Consider the following 23,631-nt stretch of genomic DNA (forward strand, 5'->3'; position numbering starts at 1 on the left):
AAAATTTATGGGAGAATAGTGCACAGAAATGTATGTTTTTTATAGATTTGTGCTAAAAAGATGTTAAAATGTTACGTAGAGTAAAGATAATGTTACATGTGGTACGAGAGAAAAACTATTGGTTACTTATTATAAAGTATGTTTCCTAGATTAGGAGTATCTTTGCATCGGTTTTTAAGTTGTATATATTTTGAATATTTAGGTTAGTTAGGTTTATACATAATAGTTTGTAGAATAGGTTTAGAATTTCTAAAAGATTTTGATATTATGGTTTTTATATAGAATCATGATTAATTGGTTTTCGGGAATGGTGCGTAGTGATTACGCGCCATTCTATTTTAAAAGACCAGCATCCTTTTCTGTAAACTGGAACCTGGCAATCCTTCATAATATAATAAGGTGACTGACAAATATTGATAAATCTAAAAATAATTATAACAATGAACAGAAAGAAAATGTTAATATCACTCGCTATGGCTATGCTGTCAATGGCGGGACTGGCTGCCGATAATCTGCCGGCACTTCGTGTGCAGGGTAAGAATCTGGTGGATGCCAATGGTAAGACCGTTGTCTTGCATGGTGTGATGGACACGCCTAATCGATACTTCAACAATTGGAGATGGCAGGCGTGGAAGGCTGACTATACGGATGCTGATGTGAAGCCTTGCCTCAATTATTTCGAGAAGATCTTCACCGCCATTACCGATCATTCCCAGGGCGCTTACTGTGATGTGTTCCGTCTGCACATGGACCCATGCTGGACCAATGGTACCGAGAGTCTGAACTCTGGCTATATGAGCTATTATGAAAATAATGGTGCCGAGACTACTGGCGAGGCAAATATTACCAAGTTTTACTTACCTTATTATAAGAAGTATCTCCAGTCACTCTATATTCCGCTCATCAAGCAGGCTTTGGCACACGGCCTTTATGTAGTGGTTCGCCCTCCTGGGGTTTGCCCTCCAAAGCTCACAGTAGAGGAATATAACAATGCCGCCACCAAGAAGAAGTGCTATCTGTATTATCTTCTCAATATATGGCATGAGTTTGCTTCCGATCCATATATCCAGGAACATTCCGGACAGATTTCCATTGAGCTAGCCAACGAGCCAATCTCCATCACGTGGAATGGCAGTTCTGACAATGGAGCTATGAAGGAATTCTTCCAGCCTGTCGTGACCAAGATTCGCCGCGATGGATTCAATGGCATCATCTGGGTGCCGGGCACCACTTGGCAGCAAAACTATCGTGACTATGTAAAGCATCCGATAGTAGACTCGCAAAACAATCTGGGTTATGCCGTTCACTGCTATCCAGGCTGGTATAAGTCAGGCTCGGGCAACAATGACAATACCAACAAGGAGATATTCTACAATGCATTCCTGGAAGCTGTGCCAGTGGTGAAGACCAATCCTATCATCGTGACCGAGATAGACTGGAGCCCATACAAGCCAGGCTCAGGCCACAAGGACGAGCAGGGCAACTGGGTGGAGAGCAACTATGGCACTTGGGGCACCGCTACCACATCAGGTTTTGGTGAAGGATGGAAGTATATCCACGACAAACTGGGCAATATCAGCATGACGCTTCAAGGCTCAGGACTCTACTTCGACATCGACACTTATCTCAAGGACAAGGTTGTGGAGCCTGCGTTCAAGGGAGTAGACGAGGCTTGCGGCGAAGCTTGCTTTAAATGGTACAAGGAATGGTATTTGAAACAAAATGCAACAGGAATTAAACAATTAGAAACCCAGGCAGACGTGGTTTCCACCTTATATTATAATATAGAAGGAAAAGAAGTTGAAAAGCCAACTGCTGGTGTTTATATAATAAAACAACTGTTAAGCAATGGAAAAATACGTTCTCGCAAGGTTTTTCTAAAATGATAAACTTTCTGTTACACCACGCAAAGTATGTTTCGAAAGAAATCCATACCTTTGCCGCCGTGAATAAACAGTTTTTGTGCACGCCTAAATTTTTAAAGCATAAATCAAAAATGAATAGAACATGATTGAACAAGTGTTAACAATGAAACGGACAGCAGCCTTATGCTTGGTGGGAGCTTTCTGCAGCCTGAATGCTCAGGCACAGAAGATCCAGGTCAAGGGTAATCTTGTTGACGGTACAGGTGAGCCTCTGATAGGTGCCACTGTAAAAGTGAAAGGTAATGCCAGCGTCGGTGCGGTCACCGACTTTGATGGTAATTTCAGTATCAGTGTTCCTTCAGAGAATTCTACCCTCGTATTTACATACGTAGGTATGAAGACCAAGGAAGTAAAGATCGGTAAGAAGAGAGAGTTCAAACTTACTCTTGAAGACGACAACGCCATCGGCGAAGTTGTAGTCGTTGGTTATGGTCAGCAGAAGAAGGCTTCTGTCGTAGGTTCCATTACCCAGACCACAGGTAAGGTGTTGGAACGCGCAGGTGGTGTTTCAGACATCGGTTCTGCCCTGACAGGTAATCTGCCTGGTGTGATTACATCATCTTCATCAGGTATGCCTGGTGATGAGGATCCTAAGATTGTGATTCGTGGTGTGAGCTCCTGGAACTCTTCCGACCCTCTCATTCTTGTGGATGGTATCGAGCGCCCTATGTCGAGTGTGGATATCCATTCCGTGCAGTCTATCTCTGTATTGAAGGATGCTTCTGCCACTGCCGTGTATGGTGTGAAGGGTGCGAATGGTGTTATCCTGATTACCACCAAGCGTGGTACGGAAGGCAAGGCTAAGATTTCTGCCAGTGCAAGCACTGCGATCAAGCTGGTGTCTAAGTTGCCTGAGACCTACGGTTCTGCCGATGCACTCTATTATGTGAACCAGGCAATCAAGCATGAGTTGGGACTCTCACCTTCAAGCTGGGGTGACATCCGCTCTACCGAATTCATCGATAAATACAATGCTCCAGCCGGCAGTATTGATCCGGAGACCGGATTGCTGATGAGCGAGCGTTATCCGGATGTAGATTGGCAGAAGGAACTCTTCAAGAACTACGCCATGTCTTACAATGCCAATGTGAATATCGCTGGTGGTACCAAGGCAGTGAAGTATTATGCTGCCATCGACTATCAGCACGAGGGTGACCTCTTCCGCGAGTGGAATAACAATCGTGGTTATACCAGTGGTTACGGATTCAACCGTATCAACGTTCGTTCCAATCTCGACTTCCAGCTCACCAAGACTACCACGCTGAAGGCAAACCTTTCGGGTAGCCATGGTATCCGCAAGTCACCTTATGGCTTGGAGAAAGGTTCATGGGCTGAGTCCCAGCTCTGGCAGGCAGCTTACTCAGCACCTCATGATACCTTCCTGCCACAGTATAGTGATGGTGTTTGGGGCTATTTCCCTAAAGATGAGCAAGGCTCTCCTAACTCTGTGACCCAACTTGCACTTCATGGTGAGCAGTCAACCACTACAACCCGTATCAACACCGACTTTACGCTCGAGCAGGATCTTTCCTTTATTACAAAGGGTCTGAAGGCATCTGCCCTCGTATCTTGGGATAACGTGTTTGTGGAAGCAAACCGAGGTGTCAATGACCTCAATCATGCAGCCCAGTATAAGTATATCGACCCTGTAACGGGTGTGGTAACCTATAAGGAGAAGCCTGCGGGACACAACAACTTCGATTTTGTGGAGACCATCGCATGGACGACAGATGCGGGTGCGCTCAACAACAATCTTACCCAGCGTAACCTTTTCTATCAGGCACAGCTCTATTGGGGACGCAAGTTCGGCAAGCACGATGTAACAGCTATGGGCGTATTCAACCGCTCTGAGCGTGCTACGGGTTCTCAGTTTACCAACTACCGTGAGGACTGGGCATTCCGTACCACCTATAATTATGACGATCGCTACATGTTCGAGTATAACGGTGCCTACAACGGTTCAGAGAAGTTCTCCAAGAACAATCGTTTTGCCTTCTTCAATTCAGGTGCTATCGGTTGGAACGTAGCCAACGAGAAATGGTTCAAGCCAGTGACTGAGGCAAAGGTATTCGGCAGAAACCTGGTTGACATCCTCAAGTTCCGCTACTCTTATGGAGAGATTGGTGAGGATAATGTATGGGAACGCTGGCTCTACCAGACCACTTGGGCTTATGGTGGCAAGACCCATCTTGATTCAACCAACCCAAACAACGAATCCATTTACACCTGGTATAAGGAATCGAAGGTAGGTAACCCAGATATCCATTGGGAGAAGGCCATCAAACAGAATTTCGGTATCGACTATGCTTTCCTCGGAGGTCTCGTAGCTGGTTCGCTTGAATTCTTCAATGAGAAGCGTTCCGACATCATGATTGCCGGCGGCAGCCGTTCGGTGCCTTCCTATTTCGGTGCTTCTGCTCCTTACATTAACAAGGGTAGAACCAAGACCACAGGTTATGAGCTTGAAGTTCGACTGCAGTATGATTTTGCCAACGGTATCCATGCCTATGCCAATATGAACATGACGCATGCAAAAAATGTTGTTACCGAGCATGACGACCCAGAGTTGCTTCCTGCATACCAGAAGAACGTTGGATTCTCCATCGGACAGGGCAAGAGCTATCTCGACAATGGTACAGCACAGTCTTGGGATGATGTCATCGCCATGACTCCTCACAATACCAACGACAACCAGAAGTTGCCAGGTCAGTATATCATCACCGACTTCAATGGTGACGGTGTGATTGATACTAATGATAGTGCGCCTTATGGCTTTACAGGTACTCCTCAGAACACCTACAATGCCACTATCGGTATTGACTACAAGGGATTCAGCATCTATGCACAGTTCTATGGCGTAAACAACGTGAGCCGCTATGTATCATTCAACTCATTGCCTAAGCCATACCTTCACACGGTGTTCAAGGAGGGTGCTTACTGGTCACCATCAACGCCAAACGGTATTCCTTCACTCCGCATGAACTCTACGCCAAGTTACTATGAGGGTACCCGCTTCCTCTACGACGGTTCGTTCTGTCGCTTGAAGAACCTGGAGGTGGCTTATACCTGGAATGACGGATGGATCAAGAGTCTCGGTCTCTCGATGTTGAAGGTTTATGTAAATGGTAACAACCTCTTCCTTTGGACTGATATGCCTGACGACCGTGAGTCGAACTTCGCAGGTACAGGTCTTGCTTCTCAGGGTGCATACCCTACAATGAAGCGTATCAACTTCGGTATCAAGTTAGAGTTGTAAACAGCGTTAATATAACACATTATTTATTATGACAAGAATAATTTCTAAATATAAGTCTGCCTGCCTGGCGTTGGCATTGGGATGTTCTCTCGCCCTGACTACCAGCTGTACAGACTATCTTGACAAGTCACCAGAATCGGATGTATCTCCAGAGGCTGCTTTCAAGAATTTCAAGAATTTCCAGGGCTTTACAGAGGAGCTTTATCTCTGTATTCCTGACTTCTCCAAGAGTTACTGGACAACTTGCTGGAACTGGGGTGAGGATGATATCCAGGCTGTGGGTTTCGACTACCTCATGGGCTACAAGGTTGACCAGGGTGACTTCTGGGGCTGGCAGAGAGAGTTTGACGGATGGGGCGCATGCTTCATGGATCAGGCTGATACATTTAATCCTAACGACCGTTTTAGCCGTGGTCTTTGGAAGGCTGCATGGTATGGCATCCGTAAGGCGAATCTGGGTCTGGAGAATATGGACCTGATGACGGCTGCCACCCAGGAGGAGAAGAATACCATCAAGGGTCAGTTGCTCTTCTTCCGTGGATGGCTTCATTTCCAGCTGATGCAGTATTTCGGTGGTCTGCCATATATTGATCATGCCATAGCTGCCGACCAGCCAATGACTCTTCCTCGTGAAACCTGTCAGGCATGTGCCGAGAAGGCTGCTAAAGACTTCCGTGAGGCTGCAGAGCTTCTGCCTATCGACTGGGATAAGTCTTCTGTTGGTCGCAATACATTAGGCAAGAATGGCTTCCGCATCAACAAGATTACCGCACTTGCCTATGAAGGCAAATCACTCTTGTGGGCAGCTTCTCCACTGGTGAAGAACTGCGATGACAAGATGAACGTAAACGGCAATGCCAGCACCTACGATTACGATACCAACTATGCACAGCAGGCTGCCGAGGCACTTGGCGAACTCCTTACTCTTGTTGAGTCAGGACAGACCCAGTATAAGCTCGTGGATTTTGCTGATTACTCAGATCTGTTCTATACCTGGAACAAGAACATGCTTCCTCCAGGTTCTACCGAGAATATTCTCCGTGATATTCCTGCCGATGCATGGCAGAACTCTCACTTCGGAGTGTTCACCGAGTTTGGCGGTTCGATTCTTACAGGTGGTAAGGCTGCCTCACAGCCTACAGCCAACTACGTAAACTATTATGGTATGAAGAATGGTCTTCCTCTCGATGACCCAGATTCAGGTTTCGACCCAACCCATCCTTGGAAGAACCGTGACCCACGTTTCTATCACGACATCGTATATGATGGAGTAAAGGTGGTAGAGGGAGACATCAAGCCGGATGCCAACCGATATGCCAACCTTTATACAGGTGGTACTTACCGTGACGATATCAACGAGAGCCGCACTGGTTACCTGCTCTATAAGTTCATTCCTATGATCGCCAACAACTATGATATGGGTGCTACTTATAACAAGCTGTACATTGATGTGCCTTACCTGCGTCTTGCCGACTGTTATCTGATGTATGCCGAGGCTTGTGCAGCCGTAGGTGGAGCCACCGCTAAAGCCAAGTGCTCACTCACAGCTCTCGATGCAGTGAACAAGATTCGCAAGCGTGCCGGAGTAGAAGGCGTAGCAGCCAAGTTTACCGGCAACAAGGACAAGTTCATGGATGAGGTTCGCCGCGAGCGTGCCGTAGAGCTTGCTTTCGAAGGTCACCGTTTCAACGACCTGCGCCGCTGGTTGCTTCTCGACAAGGCACCTTACAACATCAAGACATCGCAGGAGTTTGTACGTGCAGGCAAGTTTGATCCAAAGAATCCACAGAACACCGAGGTTTCCGGTTTCAAGCAGAAGATCATTCTTACCCGCCACTTCACAAGCAAGCACTGGTGGATGCCTTTGAAGAAGAAAGACACCAGTATCTATCCTGAGATGTTCCAGAATCCAGGTTGGTAATAGAGTGTGAATCAAGAAAACAATTAAAAGAATAAAGAAGAAAAAATTATGAGCAACATAATTTCAAGATATAAAGCGATTCTTCCGGTTTCCCTCTTCGCTCTGTCTGCACAAGGAGTGATGGCACAGGATGCCCCAGAAGCAGACACCATCAACGTGGCATTCCGCAAGGCGGATGCCCGTGATGTAATCACTCCTGTCAGCACGGTCAATGTGAAAAATCTGCTGGAGAAGAACTACAATACCTATAGCCTCGACAATATGCAGGCTTTGGCTGCAGGTTATAACGGGTCGCTATGGAATCAGGGTGATGCACTTGTGCTGATTGACGGTGTGCCACGTGATGCAAACAATGTTTTGCCAACGGAGATTGAAGACATTACCTTCCTCAAGGGTGCTTCTGCCGTTGTTCTCTACGGTAGCCGTGCTGCAAAGGGTGCCATCCTCATCACAACAAAGCGTGGTAAGATTGAACCGCTGAAGATTACAGCCCGTGCCAACTATCAGATGAGTGTAGCGAAGTCTTATCCTACCTACCTCGATGGTGCGCAGTATATGACACTTTACAATCAGGCACTTGCCAACGATGGTCTTTCTGCTAAATATTCAGCTGAAGACATCTATAACACGGCTGCAGGTACCAATCCTTACCGTTATCCAAACCAGCAGTTCTATAATTCTGATTATCTCAAGAAGGCCAAGTCTCGCTACGATGTGACGGCTGAGTTCGAAGGTGGTGGTAAGTTTGCACAGTTCTATACCAACGTGAGCTACTACCGCGAGGGTGATTTCCTCAATTTCGGTGAAGGAAAGAACAACTATACCGACCGTCTGAACGTACGTGGTAACATCGACCTCCAGCTCGCTGATTGGGCTTCTGGTTGGGTGAATGCCAACGCTACCTATTATAACCAGCATGGTTCAAACAGCGAATTCTGGAAGGCAGCTTCTACATTGCGCCCTAACCGTGTGGCTCCATTCATCCCGCTGTCTTATCTTGACCCGAAGGATGCCAATTCTCTGGCTCTCATCAATAACTCAAGAAATATCATCACCAATCCTGTGGGATTGCCAGCCGGACAGTATTTCCTGGGTGCTACACAGGAAGACCAGACCAATGCCTTCGCAGATATGTATGCTGCAGGCTACAACACCTGGACATCCCGCCAGATGCAGTTTGATACTGGTGTCAAGTTCGATCTGTCTTCTGTGCTCAAGGGCTTGAGCTTCAAGACCATGTTTGCGGTTGACTATTCTACGTCATACACAACATCCTTGAACGACAGCTATGCAACCTTCGGTGTCAACTGGACACAGTTTGACGGCAAGCAGATTATCGGTTCCGTCACTCAGTATGGTGAGGATAAGCATACGGGTACTTTGAACTCCAGCAACTCAGCAGAGCGCCAGACGCTTGCCTGGACCGGACAGTTTGACTACGTTAACTCCTTCGGCAATCACAATGTCAATGCCACCTTGCTCGCCAATGGTTATCAGCAGACTATCAGCGGTGAGTATCACAAGGTAAGCAATGCCAACCTGGGACTTCTCGTGTCATACAACTATGCACATAAGTACTATGCCGACCTGGCAGCCAATGTGGTACACTCGGCCAAGCTTCCTGAGGGCAACCGCAATGCCATTTCTCCATCGGCAACTCTCGGCTGGAGACTCTCTGAAGAGAATTTCCTGAAGGATGTAAACTGGCTCAATGACCTCCGTCTTACTGCAGGGTATACCGTCTTGAACCAGGATCTTGATATCAAAGAGTACTTCATGTATGAGAATATCTTCACGGCTACCGGTACATGGTGGGGATGGTCTGACGCCAACAACAGCATCCAGACTTCAGACTCGCAGCGTGGTGGTAACGACAAGCTGGGCTTCATCAAGCGCAAGGAGTTCAACGTAGGTTTGAATGGTGCATTGTTCGGCAACCGACTCAGCTTTGCCGTGAACTACTACAACACAGTGACTGATGGTTTGCTTGCTCAGCCAGATTACATCTATCCAAGCTATATGCATACCTACTGGCCTGTATCTACATTCGTCCCATACATCAACTATGGTAAGAATCGCCGCACAGGTGTTGACTTCTCTCTCGGTTACAAAGACAAGGTGGGAGACTTCGAATATGGTATCCAGGCATTCGGACAGACCAACAGTTCAAAGAACCTGAAGGTTGCAGAGAATGTAGAGTATGACTACATGCGTACAGAAGGCAAGCTCACTGATGCCCTTTGGGGATATGAGTGCTTAGGCTACTACAACAGTAAGGAGGAAATTGAAAATGATAAGGTCAAGAGCTCTTTCGGTACTTTGAAGCCTGGTGATCTGAGATACAAGGACCAGAATGGTGATAATGTCATCGACAGCAAGGACCGCGTGGTTATCGGTCGCTGGAGCGCCAAGTTCACCGGTGGTATGAATCTTACCTTGAAGTACAAGAACTTCACTCTCTTCGCCATGTTGACAGGTCAGTTTGGTGGTAATGCTCTCAAAGACGATACCTACAACTGGGTTTACGGTGAGCGTAAGTACAGTGATGTGGTACTCGGTGCCTGGACAGAGAGTAAATACAAGAACGGTGAGTCTATCACCTATCCTCGTCTGACAACACAGAGTGGTGACAACAACTTCTGTGCTTCCGACTACTGGATGTATTCTACAGACCGTATCGACTTGAGCCGCGTGCAGCTTACCTACGACTTCAACAAGTCTCTCTTCGGAGACAACAGTTTGGTGAAGGGCTTGCAGGTATATGTTAATGGCAGCAGCCTCCTGACGATAGCCGGTGAGCGCAAGCAGATGGAACGCAATGTAGATTCTGCTCCTCAAACCCGCAGTTTCACCATCGGTGCAAAGGTTGAGTTCTAATATAAAAATTAAGATAACGAAAATGACAAAAGTGATGAACAACTTACTATCAAAATATAAAATTGGTGGAGTGGTGCTCGGACTGGCTCTTTCGATAGGACTGACAAGCTGTGACGATATGTTCGAGCCTGCCATCGAAAACCATCTGGGTTTCGAGTATATGTACGACCATCCTGACTATGCTGATGGTGTGCTTGGCAACGCCTATACCCGTCTGCCAAACCGCCAATACTCGTTCAACGATGTCGCTACAGACGATGCCGTGAGCAACGATGCCGCCGAATCTTTACGTAAGATGACTGGCGTAGATAGCTGGACTTCAAGCAGCAATCCGGTGGAAGCCTGGCGCGACTGCCGTGCAGCCATCCAGTATATTAACCTCTTCCTTGCCAATGTGGATAAGGTAAACTGGAACAGCGATGAGACTGTGCGTGCCATGTATGAGCAGCGTTATATCGGCGAGGCCAAGGGTTTGAGAGCACTCTTTATGTACTATCTGCTCCGTGCCCATGGTGGTTGGGCCAATGGAACACTCCTCGGTGTTCCTAACGATCTTGTGCCAACAAATGTAAGTTCTGATTTCAATTCTCTGGAGGTGCGTGCTTCTTTTGCCGACTGCATGAAGCAGCTCATTGAGGATGCAGAAGAGGCTGTACGTGTACTTCCTGTTGACTACAAGGATACGGATAACGAGACAATGACCGTTAGTTGCCTTGGCAAATCCTATACAGTTACAAAGGCTACTTACAATCGTGTACTTGGTTCCAACTTCGCCGGACGCTTAAGTGGTCGTATCGCCCGTGCCGTTCTTGCACAGGCTACATTGATGGCTGCATCTCCAGCCTTTGCCGATGGCAGCGGCGTAACCTACGAGCAGGCTGCCAAATATGCCAAGGCAGTGCTCGACCTCAATGGTGGCATCTCAGGCATCGATACAAATGGTTTGGAGTGGTATGCAGACCCAAACATGAAGGATCTTAAAGCGGCAGAATGTCCTAAGGAAGTACTCTGGCGTACAGAGAAAAGCGAGAACAATGATTTGGAGACCAAGTACTACCCACCATCAATCTATGGTCAGGGTCGTATCAATCCAACCCAGAATCTTGTAGATGCATTCCCTGCTGCCAACGGTTATCCTATTACAGATGCCAACAGCGAATATGACCCAGCTAATCCATACGAAAACCGTGACCCACGTCTGGCTAAGTACATTATCTATAACGGTCAGAAAGCAGGTTCTGGAAATGCTGTCATCAATACACAGGCAGACAACGCAGACAATCTCGATGGTCTCAACAAGGATGTTTCCAAGTCAACCCGCACAGGTTACTATATGAAGAAGCTCCTCCGTCAGGACATCAACCTGGATCCTACGGTTAACGGCAAGGCTTATCATTATACAGCCCGTATCCGTTACACAGAGCTTTATCTGGATTATGCCGAGGCAGCCAATGAGGCTTATGGTCCTAAGGGTGGCACAGGTTACTCAGCCTACGATGTAATCAAGGCAATCCGTGAGCGTGCAGGCTTGGGAGAGTTTGGTGAAGATCCATATCTGGAAGAGTGCGCACAGAGCAAGGAAAAGATGCGTGACTTGATCAGAAACGAGCGCCGCATCGAGCTTTGTTTCGAAGGCTTCCGCTTCTGGGATCTGCGTCGCTGGAAGGTTAAACTCGCTGATCTCAATGAGACTGCCAAGGGTATGAGCATCACCAACGAAGAGGCTGGCAAGAAATATACTCCTATCTCAGTGGAAACGCGTAACTTCAAGGAGAATGCCTTCTATGGTCCTATACCATACGACCAGATTCTTAATTTCCCATCACTCGTTCAGAACACAGGATGGTAAAAAGAACAACATTTGGTAATAAAAAGAAAAAAAAGAAGATTATGAATAAAACATTCAGAAAAATAGGAACTGCAATCATGGGACTTGCCTTGGTAGCTGGTCTTTCTACCTCTTGTTCAAACGGAGATTGGGAAGATAGTCTTCAGGGAGGAACAGGCAATGGTGGCAACAACGGTAAGATATCTGTATATTTCTCTATGCAGGCACCTATCCGCGTTATCACCCTCGGTAATGACGATGATGCGGTAAATACCGACGACAATGCTCATCAGTTCAAGTTGCAGGCAACTTGGGGTGGTGGCTACAAAAATACCAAGGACTGTAAGATCAGTTATCAGATAGATCCATCTCTTCTGCCAGAAGGCAGTGGTATGGAGGTGCTCCCTGAATCCTACTATACTCTGGAGGATCCTAACACCCTGACTATTCCTAAGGGAAAAATCATAGGTGGTACAACAGTTCATCTTACTGATGCCTTCTTCAACGATCCGAAGGCTGTTACTACTCACTATGTATTGCCAGTAAGACTCGTTTCTTCTCTCACTGGTGATGATATCCTTGAAAAGCAGAACTACCAGTTGCTCTGTGTGAAGTACAAGAATCAGTATTCAGGTCTGTATTGCAAGACAGGAACTACCAATATCCAGGATCTGAAGACCATTACTCACAAGAACGAGGATGCGCTGGATGTGGCTTCATCTGTAGATTTCAACACATCTTCCATCACTTTCTCTTATCCTGTAAAGGAGTGGAAGTATGATGACAAAGAGCATATCTGGAGTCAGATTGATGCATCGAAGGAGTTGACCATTACTCTGGCATTCAATGGAGAAAACTGTAAGGTTTATCAGGATGGCAAGGAGATCGGTACTGGTACTTTTGCTCCTCGTGGCATTCAGGATTTCAGCGACAAGAACCGTATGGCTGATTGTCTGAAGATCAAGTTTAATGCTACTGTAGTGACCAACGCTGGTGATGCAGAGCACGAGAAAACATGGAACATCTCTGCCGACTATGTGATGTCTATGATGAGTCGTAACAACAAGCTTGAGTCATGGAAGTAATTTCGTAACAAACTAATGAAAATGAATTTAGTAGTATGAAAGTAAATAAATATATTATATCTGCACTGGTCTGCCCATTTGTTTTGGGCAGCTGTGCAGACTGGGATGACTGGAAATATGACGTAGAGAAACCTCAGACCATCGCTCAGTATGAGTATCTCAACGACTATGCGCCATTGAAGGAGTATCTGGATCGTGGTGCTCATCCTGGCTTTAAGGTAAGTGCTGCACTTGGCGTGGACGAGTTCAACCAGCAGGGTCCTCTCTTCCGTCTTGCAGCCCATAACTTTGATGAGATTGTTGCAGGCAATGCCATGAAGATGGCTTCCTGTGTCAACGACCAGGGTGAGATGGATTTCAGTAAGGTATCTTCCTTTGTACATGCAGCAGAAGATGCAGGGTTAACAGTTTATGGTCATGCGCTTGCATGGCATGCTCAGCAGCCTAGCAAGTATTTGAATGGGCTGATAAAGGATAAGGAGTTGCCTCCTGCTGAGGAGAATCCTGGACTTATCATCACGGCTGGTGCTCCTAAGAAAGATACCTGGGAATATGAAATCTACTATGATCTGGATAAACCTCTTCAAGCAGGTAAAACTTACGAGATTTCACTTAATGTAAGGGGAACTAATCCTGGAACGATTGATTTCTGGCCTGGTAAGAAAGATGGTTCTGATACACAGTATGGAGCAGGTTCATTTACTGTAGCTGAAAAAGCTATTGATAATAGCTTCTCTTTTACACCGAATGCGGATATCGATCGTTTGCGTTTCTGCTTCGGAAAGATTGGCGGTACTCTCTATTTTGATAATTTTGTATTGAAGGAAAAGGGCTCTGACCATAATATTGCAGTCAACTCTACCTTTGATGAAAAAGATATTTCTCACTGGACCAAAGTTTCTTGGGTAGACATCTCCTATAAGATTGGTAATGTAGCTGGTGCAGGTGCTGTTGAAATCCCTGTAAGTGTTGGGCATCTTACCTTTGATGATGGTCAGAACCTTGGTGGATGGGGTATGGATAATGCGCCAGAGATTGTAAATGGTGTTTGTGAGGTTGGTAACAACGCAGCCAAGGAAAACCCCTGGAATGCACAAGTTTGCTATAAACCAGGTTTCGCTTTCGAGAATGGTACAACCTATCACTTGAAGATGAAAATCAAGGGTTCTGTAGCTGGTGAATTTGGTGCTGGATTCCAGAATCCTGATGGATACAAAGGCTGTGGTGACTTCCCTACCATCAACGTTACAACTGATTGGAAGGAAGTTGATGTGACTACCACATGTAATGGTGACAATGCCAAGCGCCTGCTGCTGAATATCGGTAAATATGCGGGTACCCTCTATATTGATGATTTTGAAGTTTACTACACGAAGTCTTCAAATTCTATTCCTTTGACTGCTGAGGAGAAGAAGAACATTCTTACCTCTGCTATGCAGAAGTGGATAAGTGGCATGATGCAGGCCACTGAAGGCAAGGTGAAGGCTTGGGATCTCATCAACGAGGCTGTCTCAGGTGGTGGCAATGTGAATGGCTTCTATGCTCTTCAGACTGAGGCTACCAGTGAGCATAATCCACAAGATTTCTACTGGCAGGATTACTTCACACCAGAGATGTATGGTCCTATCGTAGAGAAGGCGGCTCGTGATGCTTATGCTGCGGTAGAGGGTACAAACCCTGCAGACCTCAAGCTCTTTATCAACGATTATAACCTGGAGTCTGACTGGGACAGCAACAAGAAGGTGAAGTCGCTCGTTTACTGGATTGGCGTATGGGAAAAGAAGGGTCAGGAACTCGGCTGGAACACCAAGATTGATGGTATCGGATCACAGATGCACATCAGCTACTACGAGAATCCACAGACTCTGGAAAGCAAGAAGAAGGCCATCCAGAACATGCTCAAGATCATGGCAGAGACTGGCAAGCTCGTCCGTATCTCAGAGATCGATATGGGCTATGTAGATAAAGATGGCAAAGATGTTACTACTGCTCAGCTGGAGAAGCTTCCTATTGAAGAGCGTGTGGCTAAGGAAAAGGCTATGGCTGAACACTACAAGTGGATTATCGAGCAGTATTTCAAGATCGTTCCTGTCAGTCAGCAGTATGGTATCTGCCAGTGGTGTCTCACCGATTCACCAACAGACAGCGGTTGGCGCCCTGGACAGCCTGTAGGTCTTTGGAACCTCAACTATCAGCGCAAGCCTGCTTACGGTGGTTTTGCTGATGGTCTTGCTTCTTCTGCTAAAGGAGAAAGTGATGTAAAATAATTAATGATTAATTTAAAATAATAAACTATGAGGAAATTTTTATTGACTTTCGTGGCAATTATTGCATCGTGCATGGCCATGGCTGCATCGATTGCAGAAAATGAAGTGGATTATTCGTATCTACGAGGTACGTATACTACTAGTGCGTATCCAAATACTTATGAATTGTTAGAAGAAAATGGATTTCCTAAAAGAGCATGTACAATAGGCGTTCAAATGAAAGCTTTGCCTTATGGTTACCATTATTCTTGGAAAATATTAAAAGGTAATGGTGATGAGGTCCTTCAAGTACAACCTGGGACAAATTTTGCATATATAGGCCAGAATGGACACACTGATGTTTTTGAGTTTTCTATAAGCATAATAGATGAGACTACAGGTCATCCTATAATGTCAAGAGATATTAGTTTTGTATTTATTGAAGGTTTTAACAAGCCGATTGTTCCACCTGTTGGTCAATAAAGTTTTGTAAGTAGAACATTAGTTTTAGGTTTTATCATACAAAGATTAACCGAAAAAAGATGTTAGTCGTTAAGGTTGGCTGTGTTGTGATGACACGGTCAACCTTTTTGCATTTTTTTAATGATGAAAATATTCTCTTTCTCCTATGTGTCATTCTTGAAAGAGATTGTCTAGTGTGACTTCGCTGTTTACTATACTTGAATGGATGCCATTGGCAACACCAAATGTAAGCCTCGCTAGCCACGCCACCAATATTCAATGCCTTGCGTATTTGGCTGATATGGAACAAACAGAGTATTTTCCTTAAAATGGCACGAAAACGCACTTTTTCTCACTTTTTTTTCGAGAAAAAGTGCGTTTTCGTGCCAAAATCTTTAATTTGGCTTCCCAGAGAAGGACGTGATGTATTAGGCCATCCTACAAGCGGAATCTTTATTCACAAGGGTAGAAAAATTGTGATGAAGTAGTTAGGTTTTGTGATAAAATAAAAATAGTTTTGTTGTTTAGATGTCCTTTCACCTTTCATCTATCTTCTTGCATTTCAGATAGATGAAAGGTGAAAGGACTTTTTTGTTTCTTATAGGTGCTCTAGCCAATTCTCGGGAGTGATGATCGTTTTATCCTTCACATCGTATGTGTTTAGGAAGGAAGCAGGAAACTGAGTATTTGCTCTCTTTGGATTCCATTTCATTTCGAAGAGAGTAAACTGTCCGTCGCTTTCCTCGATGTAGTCTATCTCTTGCTGTTGGTTGGTTCGCCAGAAATAGCTGTTTACATATCTTCCTTCATACTGGTTAGCTTTTATTCTTTCGCTGATAACGAAGTTCTCCCACAAGGCACCAACATCTTGTCGAAGGGCCAAAGGCGCAAAGTTTTGCAATATGGCATTTCGGATACCATTGTCGTAAAAGTAAAACTTCTTGGCTCGTTTCAGTTCTGTGCGCAGGTTTCTGCTAAAACCATTTAGCTTGAAGATGATATAGCATTTTTCTAGCAAGTCTACATATTTTTCCACGGTTTTGCTGTCCGTACCTACTGTCTGTGCCAGCTCATTGTATGAAACTTCGCTAGTAACTTGCAGTGCTAAAGCAGTGAGTAGCTTGCTAAGCAATGCAGGTCGGCGTATACTCTCTAAGGTGAGCAAGTCCTTATAGAGATAACTATTGGACAGATTGTACAAGATGTCTTTTGCATCTTTTGTATGATTGATGACATCTGGGTATGAGCCATAGATGAGGCGATTCTCTAGTGTTTGCTTTACTGTAAGTAAGCCTTGAGATTCGAGTAATTCACCAGTGGACAATGGAAAGAGATGATACTCAAACTTTCTGCCGGTCAGTGGCTCATTGAGCTTGTTTTGTAATTCAAATGAGGAAGAGCCTGTTACCAGTAATTGTACTTCAGGGAAGTTGTCGGTAATCAATTTTAGGGTTAGCCCTATGTTTTCTACTCTTTGTGCCTCGTCTATCATGACAATCTTGTGTTTGCCAATGAGCAATTTTAGTTCTTGGCTATTCACCTGGGATAGCATTTCTTTTACTTCTGGCTCATCACAGTTTAATTGCAATATAGGTTCCGTACGTTTTTCAAGTATCATTTTGAAAAGCGTACTTTTTCCTACTTGTCTGGCACCTATTATAATAATAGCTTTACCACCAAACATTCTGGTCTCTATCGTTTCTTGTAGTTTCCTTCTTATCATTTTATTCTTATGTTTAAATCTTCTGCAAAGGTAATGAAAATATTCGCTAATCCAAAAAATAACACTGTTTTTTTGGATTATAATCCGAAAATTCGTACTGATTTTTTGGATTAGGGACATTTTTGAGCTATTTTTACCTTGTTAATAGGGTGCCATGTAACTTTAGTTTATACCCAATGTTACTTACGTCACTTGTAGGCATCAAGCCCTACGCTTGTAATCATTCAGTACTGTGAGGGCAGGTAACAAACCTGCCCTCCCAGTGCATTTTGATACGTTTGATAAAGTATTTGATATATGGCGCAAAGCCTATGTCGGATTATTCTTGTAATTTTGCAACGAATAAACAATTTAATCATATACGAATGAAAAAGAAAAATATCCAGACCCCTGTTTTATCAATGGCCATTGCTGCATGTATGATATCTCACCAGCAAAATGCGCAGGCCGGAGAAAATCCGTCCCTGCAAAATGATTCCGTGCCTTATGTAACCATGCCGGATGTTTCCCCTAAACTCACCACAGGGGATGGAAATCCCCTGCTGGATTTTATGTTTACAGCGGATCCAACTGCAGTAGAATATAATGGCAGAATTTATGTGTACGCAACAAACGATCAGCAACAATATGATTCAATAGGCGGTTACGGAAAAAACTCCTACGAATACATCAAATCTCTGGTGATGATGTCTTCCGATGACATGACAAACTGGACCTATCACGGAATTATTAAAACAGACAGCATCGCCCCATGGATACAAACATCATGGGCACCGTCGATCGCAAAACGTGAGGAAGCGGACGGCAAGACTCACTTTTACCTCTATTTCTCCAATAGCGGGGGTGGAACCGCAGTGCTGACATCCACATCCCCCATAGGACCGTGGTCAAGCCCGCTGAATCATAGTTTGGTAGACACAAACACTCCCGGCATAGCAGGAGAATGCAAAGCCGCTTTCGATCCGGGTGTAGTCATCGATGACAAAGGAAAAGGTTGGCTGACAGTAGGCGGAGGATGTGCTCGCATTATGCGTTTGGGAAAAGACATGATTAGTGTGGATGGCCCGATAAAGCCCATCAGGGCTCCCCATCATTTCGAAGCTAACGAATTAAACTACATCAACGGCACATACGTTTATACTTATAACATAGATTGGCAAGATTTTAGCGACTGGCCTCTCCCGACAGAGAAACCAACCACCTGTTGCATGAGTTACATGACTAGCAAAACTCCGCTGGTAACCAAAAGTTGGAAATACCAGCACAACTATATGAAAAACCCTGGAGATTATGGATTTGACTACAGCAACAATCATACACATCTACACAAATTCCGCGGGAAATGGTATGTATTCTATCACACAATGAGTTTGCAACATAGTTTCAATACAACAGCTGGTTTTCGTAATGTTTGTGTCGATGAAATACAAGTTGACGAGAATACTGTGAATATCCACATGGGTAATCAGACTCTGAAAGGCGTAAAACAGATACAGCCTATGAATCCGTTCATCATCCAGCAGGCCGAAACCACAGCAGCCACACAAGGTGTCAAGTTCACAAATGGAAAAAGCATCGGGGACATGTATGCCGTTACCGTTCCCAACAAGACTGGCATCATTGCTGTCAGAGGTGTGGAATTCAACAAAGTACCTTCCAGTCTGGAAATTAAGGCATCCGGAAACGGAATCATAGAAGTTCGCCGGGATAGGCCGGACGGAGAAGTCATAGCTTCAATCAAAGTCGGTACCCTGCAAATGAAACTCATAGAATCCCAACTTCAAAAGAATATGACAGGCACAATGGACCTCTGTTTTGTCCTGAAAGGAAACAATATCACATTCGACGAATGGAAGTTCAAATGATACCTTACTGATGACAAGGAGGGTGCATTGCCCATTATGATGCACTCTCCTTAACTTCCTGTACGTATCCCGCGCTGAGGAGACTTTGCATGGAAGCTGTGCTATCGTTGGATTCTCTTGTTTGTTTTTGCAACACTAAGATAAGTGAATTCTTCGACATGGCAAAATCCTGGGCCGCTCGGCTCTGCCGCTTGACTTTTTCAAGAACTTTTTGCTGCTTAGGTGTTTAAAAAGTTTAATTTATAATAGTGTCCCCTGTGGATTATGCCTTCAGTTCTCATCAATGGATCCGCAAGACTTGCGGCAAGGATATCCGCTTTTTCTGGGACGACAGCGCCTGGATCGTGCAGAACGCCATAGGAAGCCAGAATTGGAACGAATACGCAACTCATATACAAAATCACGGGAATCTAGGGAAAATATATCCGAAAAACAAATACGGAGTGGAAGGCGACACTCCTTCTTTCCTACATGTAACCCCAAATGGATTAAACGATCCGACCGTATGTAGCCAGGCAGGTTGGGGTGGCTATTTCCGATGGGGACTGTCACCAGACAGTCTGACAACATGCTACACAAATGCAGATCCGGCAGTCAGATGCATATCGGAGAAATATGAAAAATACTTCTATCCCGCAATATTCGCCAACTTCATGGCACGTATGGATTGGGCTGCATACGGCAAAGGAAACCGTAACCCGATAGTCATCGTAAATGGTGAAAAGGGATTGAACCCGATTATAATTGAACCAGAAACAGAAGAGGAATTCCAATTAAACGCTTCAAAATCTGTGGATCCGGATAAAGATAAACTGACATTCCACTGGTGGATATTGCCGGAAGCGGGTACTTACACCTCAACGGTAAGTATCAGAGAGGCAGACAAAGCTAATGCCATTCTACGTATCCCCCAGGATGCAGCAGGAAAAGAACTGCATATAATCTGTGAAGTGACAGACAATGGGACTCCGGCGCTGACCAGTTACAGAAGGGTCATCATCCGCCCAAAACTTGGCGAGACATTCAACCTTTCTGGGCAGCGATAAACATAACTATAAAGGCAATGTTATCAGAAAAAGATAATTCAGTAATTGATATTTAACATATAACAAATTCCCAGAGAAGGACGTGATGTATTAGGCTCATCTGTATATTTTTCCTTTTCAAATAGGTTTGATGGTGTATCATTTTCGTTATAATGTTGGCTATCAAACCTATTTGGTACTTCTCACAAAGTATTTGTTATACCACGCAAAGTCTTTTTCAGCCTTTTCTGTTATTTTTGCAAGCGGAAATGAGAAACATTTCTCGTTCCACGAATGAACAATTATTATCAATAAACTTAAAATTAAAAGCGTATGAAAAAGATTTTTACTTTGATTGCTGCTGCCTTGATGGCAGTTAACGTGAGTGCAGCTAACAAGGTGCTGAAGATTACTGGCACCGCTGACAAGGCTAATGCTTGGGATAGCCAGTGTTTTATCAACCTTAAGAATCTAGAGAAGGGCAAGCCTTATGTCGTGAAGTTTGATGTGTACACTACAGCTGGTACCGAATTCAAAATCGGAACAGAGGCTATTGACGAGACTCAGACAGAGCATATGACGGAGTGGAATGCTTCTGCAGTGTTCAGTTATACTGAGGAACTTACCTTGACTAATCAAAAGTCAGAGGCAGTAATAAACTTCCCTGGTAAGACCACGGTTACTTGTCACTCCCACTGTACTGCAAAGCCAGGAATGGAGATAGATCATACAAATGGTAATACCAAAAATTGTGATCCGGAAATTTTGGAGAATTATGAGTATGCTGCTACTGCACTCTTGCTGAATGTAGGAAAGATGCCTAAGGATGCAGCCATCTATATTGGTAGCATTAAGGTGTATGATGCAGATGGCACCCTCCTTTCAACAGAGAATTTTGATAATGCAACAGTTGGTGAGTATGATACTAATAAGACTGTTCACTATCCAGGTTGGCAGAATGCTGCTACATTTGAAATTGTAGAAGAGCCTACTACAGGCATTTCTAAAATTGAGAGTGCAAATGTAGCTAAGGATGGCAAGTGCTTCAACCTCGCTGGTCAGCAGGTAGGTAAGGGTTACAAGGGCATTGTGATCAAGAATGGTAAAAAGATGGTTATCAAGTAATAGATGAGACGTTTTACAATGCTCGCATCTCTCCTCATGGTTCTGTGCCTACAAATGGCGGCACAGACCTGGGAAGATGTAAAAGTGGGGACTTCTACTCGCAAGACCCTCACTTATGTACCAAGGAATGTAGAGAAATCACCAGCTCTGGTGATTTCTCTTCATGGTATGAATCAGGACCCTGGGTTTCAGCAGAATCAGACGCAATGGAATGCGCTGGCTGATACCGAGGGTTTTATTGTTACTTATCCGCTGGGTAATAACAGAATGTGGGATACCAGCGGTATGGGTGATGTGATGTTTGTGGAGGCTGTCATGAAGGATATGGAGCTGAAGCACCATGTGGACAAGAACCGCATCTATCTCTCGGGTTTCTCTATGGGTAGCTGGCTGGGGTATCATTGTCTGGAAACGCTTGGCGATCAGATTGCTGCCTTCGGACCAGTAAGCGGTGTGGATATCGGTGAGCAGCCTAGAGCTAACCGCATGGTGCCTATCATGCATATTCACGGAACCGCTGATGATGTGTTCAAATATACGGGCGATCCTCATCACATGGCTGGCGGTTATCCTAGTATTGAGGAATATGTAAAGAAGTGGGCAGCCTACGAAGGTTGTGATACAAGCAATCCGCAGGTAATCCGTCCTTATCCTGCCGGCAGAAATACTGCAAATGATACCCGTACTATATATAATAATGTGAACGATGATGTAGAAGTGAACCTTATCTCTATTGACGGTAAGGGACATTGGCATTCCAACGAAGCAAACGGGGTAAATTCTACCCAGAAACTGTGGAACTTCTTCAAGCGTCATCAGTTGAACCAGCATTCTACTCCAGATCCTAATTTTCAGATTTATCTTTGTTTCGGACAGTCGAACATGGAGGGTAATGCCGTTATCGAGGCCCAGGATAAGACGGGTGTGAACCCTCGTTTCATGGCAATGTATACGCTCGATAATGCCAGTGCCGGATGGACAAAAGGCAAATGGCATACTGCTACTCCGCCTCAGGCTCGTCCTTACACCCGTCTGTCGGTAGTAGATTATTTCGGAAGAAAGATGGTTGATAATCTGTCTGACGAGGTGAAGGTGGGAACCATCACCGTAGCTGTAGGCGGTGCTAGCATCGATCTCTTCGATAAGGATAAGTATCAGTCTTATCTCAATGATGCCAATACACCCGACTGGCTCCGCAATTATGCCAAGGAGTATGGCGGTAATCCTTACGCCCGTCTTATCGAGTTGGCTAAGATAGCACAGAAGAGTGGTGTTATCAAGGGCATCCTGCTGCATCAGGGCGAAACCAACAACTGCGATCAGACCTGGCCTTCTAAGGTAAAGAAGATTTATGAGGATATTCTTGCTGACCTGGGACTTGATGCCAAGAATGTGCCATTGCTCGTGGGCGAGTTGGGACAGAAAGATCAGGGCGCAGCCTGCTGGGGACATAATGCCATCATCGACAATATCGCAGCTACGATTCCTACTGCTCATGTGGTTTCTTCCAAGGATTGTCCGCTGCAGAGCGATAAACTCCATTTCACAGCAGAGGGCTATCGTATGTTTGGTAAGCGTTATGCCGATGTGATGCTCGAACTTCTGGGTGTGGTACCTGTGGAAAACCGCAACTATTTCATCCGTTACGAGAGTACTGTGGGCGAGAACCTCTGGGACCGTCAGGCTGTCTACACCTTGCCAAAGGCTTTGGAGAAGGGTGCCAAGTATTCGCTGACCATGAAGATGAGAACTTCAGCAGATTGCGCTGAGCTGGGATTCTGGCCTATCTGGAATGCAAGTGAAAACAAGAACCAGTGGGGTGGAAGTGATGATGTGCAGTATGAGGCAGCCTATCCTATAGAGGCTGGCGACTGGAAGACGCTGACCTGGAATTTCACAGCCAACTTCACCTTGGATACCTTCCAGTTTGTATTTGGCAAATACGGTGGTACACTCGATATTGACGACATGGTGTTGGTGAAGGAAGGAACATCAGAGAATCTGATAGCCAACGCCGATTTCTCAGCCCGCAATATTCAGGGCTGGAGCATCAACTGGAAAGGTCCAAGCTATTTTCTTGACAACGAAGCCTATGCATCAACAGGCATCGAGAAGCCAGCTGTGGCAACCATGATGAAATCTGCGGATAAGGCATACTACACCCTTCAAGGTGTGAAGGTTATTCGTCCTACCAAGGGTATCTATATCCATGGTGGTAAGAAAATCGTGATTAAATAACAAACTGAAGTTTCGCATGTGGTTTAAGTACGGGCTGAAGGTCCAAAAGCTCCAG

At 45.1% G+C, this 23,631-nt stretch carries 13 protein-coding genes; 12 read left to right on the plus strand and 1 reads right to left on the minus strand.

Annotation, left to right across the window (positions count from 1 at the left end):
- Window positions 1-440 precede the first annotated feature (440 nt).
- From ONT18_RS14920 to ONT18_RS14955, 8 genes are all read left to right on the plus strand, one after another.
- On the plus strand, window positions 441-1,886 hold the full coding sequence (locus tag ONT18_RS14920; RefSeq protein ID WP_264906434.1) for a glycoside hydrolase family 5 protein: 1,446 nt from the start codon (window positions 441-443) through the stop codon (window positions 1,884-1,886).
- Between the two features lie 121 nt (window positions 1,887-2,007).
- The gene (locus ONT18_RS14925) at window positions 2,008-5,181 is read left to right on the plus strand and encodes a SusC/RagA family TonB-linked outer membrane protein (protein ID WP_264906435.1); all 3,174 of its coding nucleotides are present in this window, start codon (window positions 2,008-2,010) and stop codon (window positions 5,179-5,181) included.
- Window positions 5,182-5,209: 28 nt separating this feature from the next.
- The gene (locus ONT18_RS14930; RefSeq protein ID WP_264906437.1) at window positions 5,210-7,102 is read left to right on the plus strand and encodes a RagB/SusD family nutrient uptake outer membrane protein; all 1,893 of its coding nucleotides are present in this window, start codon (window positions 5,210-5,212) and stop codon (window positions 7,100-7,102) included.
- Window positions 7,103-7,150: 48 nt separating this feature from the next.
- Complete coding sequence (locus ONT18_RS14935) at window positions 7,151-9,979, plus strand: SusC/RagA family TonB-linked outer membrane protein (protein WP_264906439.1); 2,829 nt, start codon at window positions 7,151-7,153, stop codon at window positions 9,977-9,979.
- A gap of 34 nt (window positions 9,980-10,013) precedes the next feature.
- On the plus strand, window positions 10,014-11,828 hold the full coding sequence (locus tag ONT18_RS14940) for a RagB/SusD family nutrient uptake outer membrane protein (RefSeq protein ID WP_264906441.1): 1,815 nt from the start codon (window positions 10,014-10,016) through the stop codon (window positions 11,826-11,828).
- Between the two features lie 41 nt (window positions 11,829-11,869).
- Window positions 11,870-12,892: a DUF1735 domain-containing protein gene (locus ONT18_RS14945; protein WP_264906443.1), complete on the plus strand. Its 1,023-nt coding sequence runs from the start codon at window positions 11,870-11,872 to the stop codon at window positions 12,890-12,892.
- 35 nt (window positions 12,893-12,927) lie between these two features.
- Entirely contained in the window at window positions 12,928-15,159 is a 2,232-nt protein-coding gene (locus ONT18_RS14950; RefSeq protein WP_264906445.1) for an endo-1,4-beta-xylanase, read from the plus strand.
- A 27-nt stretch (window positions 15,160-15,186) separates the two neighbouring features.
- Window positions 15,187-15,621, plus strand: a complete 435-nt coding sequence (locus ONT18_RS14955) for a hypothetical protein (protein WP_118150870.1) — start codon at window positions 15,187-15,189, stop codon at window positions 15,619-15,621.
- Window positions 15,622-16,198: 577 nt separating this feature from the next.
- Here the strand turns inward: ONT18_RS14955 and ONT18_RS14960 are convergent.
- Window positions 16,199-17,323, minus strand: a complete 1,125-nt coding sequence (locus ONT18_RS14960) for an ATP-binding protein (protein ID WP_218435378.1) — start codon at window positions 17,321-17,323, stop codon at window positions 16,199-16,201.
- A 365-nt stretch (window positions 17,324-17,688) separates the two neighbouring features.
- Between ONT18_RS14960 and ONT18_RS14965 the strand changes: the two genes are divergently transcribed.
- From ONT18_RS14965 to ONT18_RS14980, 4 genes are all read left to right on the plus strand, one after another.
- Window positions 17,689-19,188 carry a glycoside hydrolase family 43 protein gene (locus tag ONT18_RS14965; RefSeq protein WP_264906449.1) on the plus strand — a complete coding sequence of 500 codons (1,500 nt, stop codon included), beginning with the start codon at window positions 17,689-17,691 and terminating at the stop codon, window positions 19,186-19,188.
- A gap of 257 nt (window positions 19,189-19,445) precedes the next feature.
- Entirely contained in the window at window positions 19,446-20,234 is a 789-nt protein-coding gene (locus ONT18_RS14970; RefSeq protein ID WP_264906451.1) for a DUF1593 domain-containing protein, read from the plus strand.
- 312 nt (window positions 20,235-20,546) lie between these two features.
- A complete protein-coding gene (locus ONT18_RS14975; protein WP_264906453.1) occupies window positions 20,547-21,338 on the plus strand; it encodes an HNH endonuclease in 792 nt (263 codons plus the stop codon).
- A gap of 3 nt (window positions 21,339-21,341) precedes the next feature.
- A complete protein-coding gene (locus tag ONT18_RS14980) occupies window positions 21,342-23,576 on the plus strand; it encodes a sialate O-acetylesterase (RefSeq protein WP_264906455.1) in 2,235 nt (744 codons plus the stop codon).
- The last annotated feature ends 55 nt before the right edge of the window (window positions 23,577-23,631 follow it).

The organism is Segatella copri (genome assembly GCF_026015295.1).
Lineage (GTDB): Bacteria > Bacteroidota > Bacteroidia > Bacteroidales > Bacteroidaceae > Prevotella > Prevotella copri_C.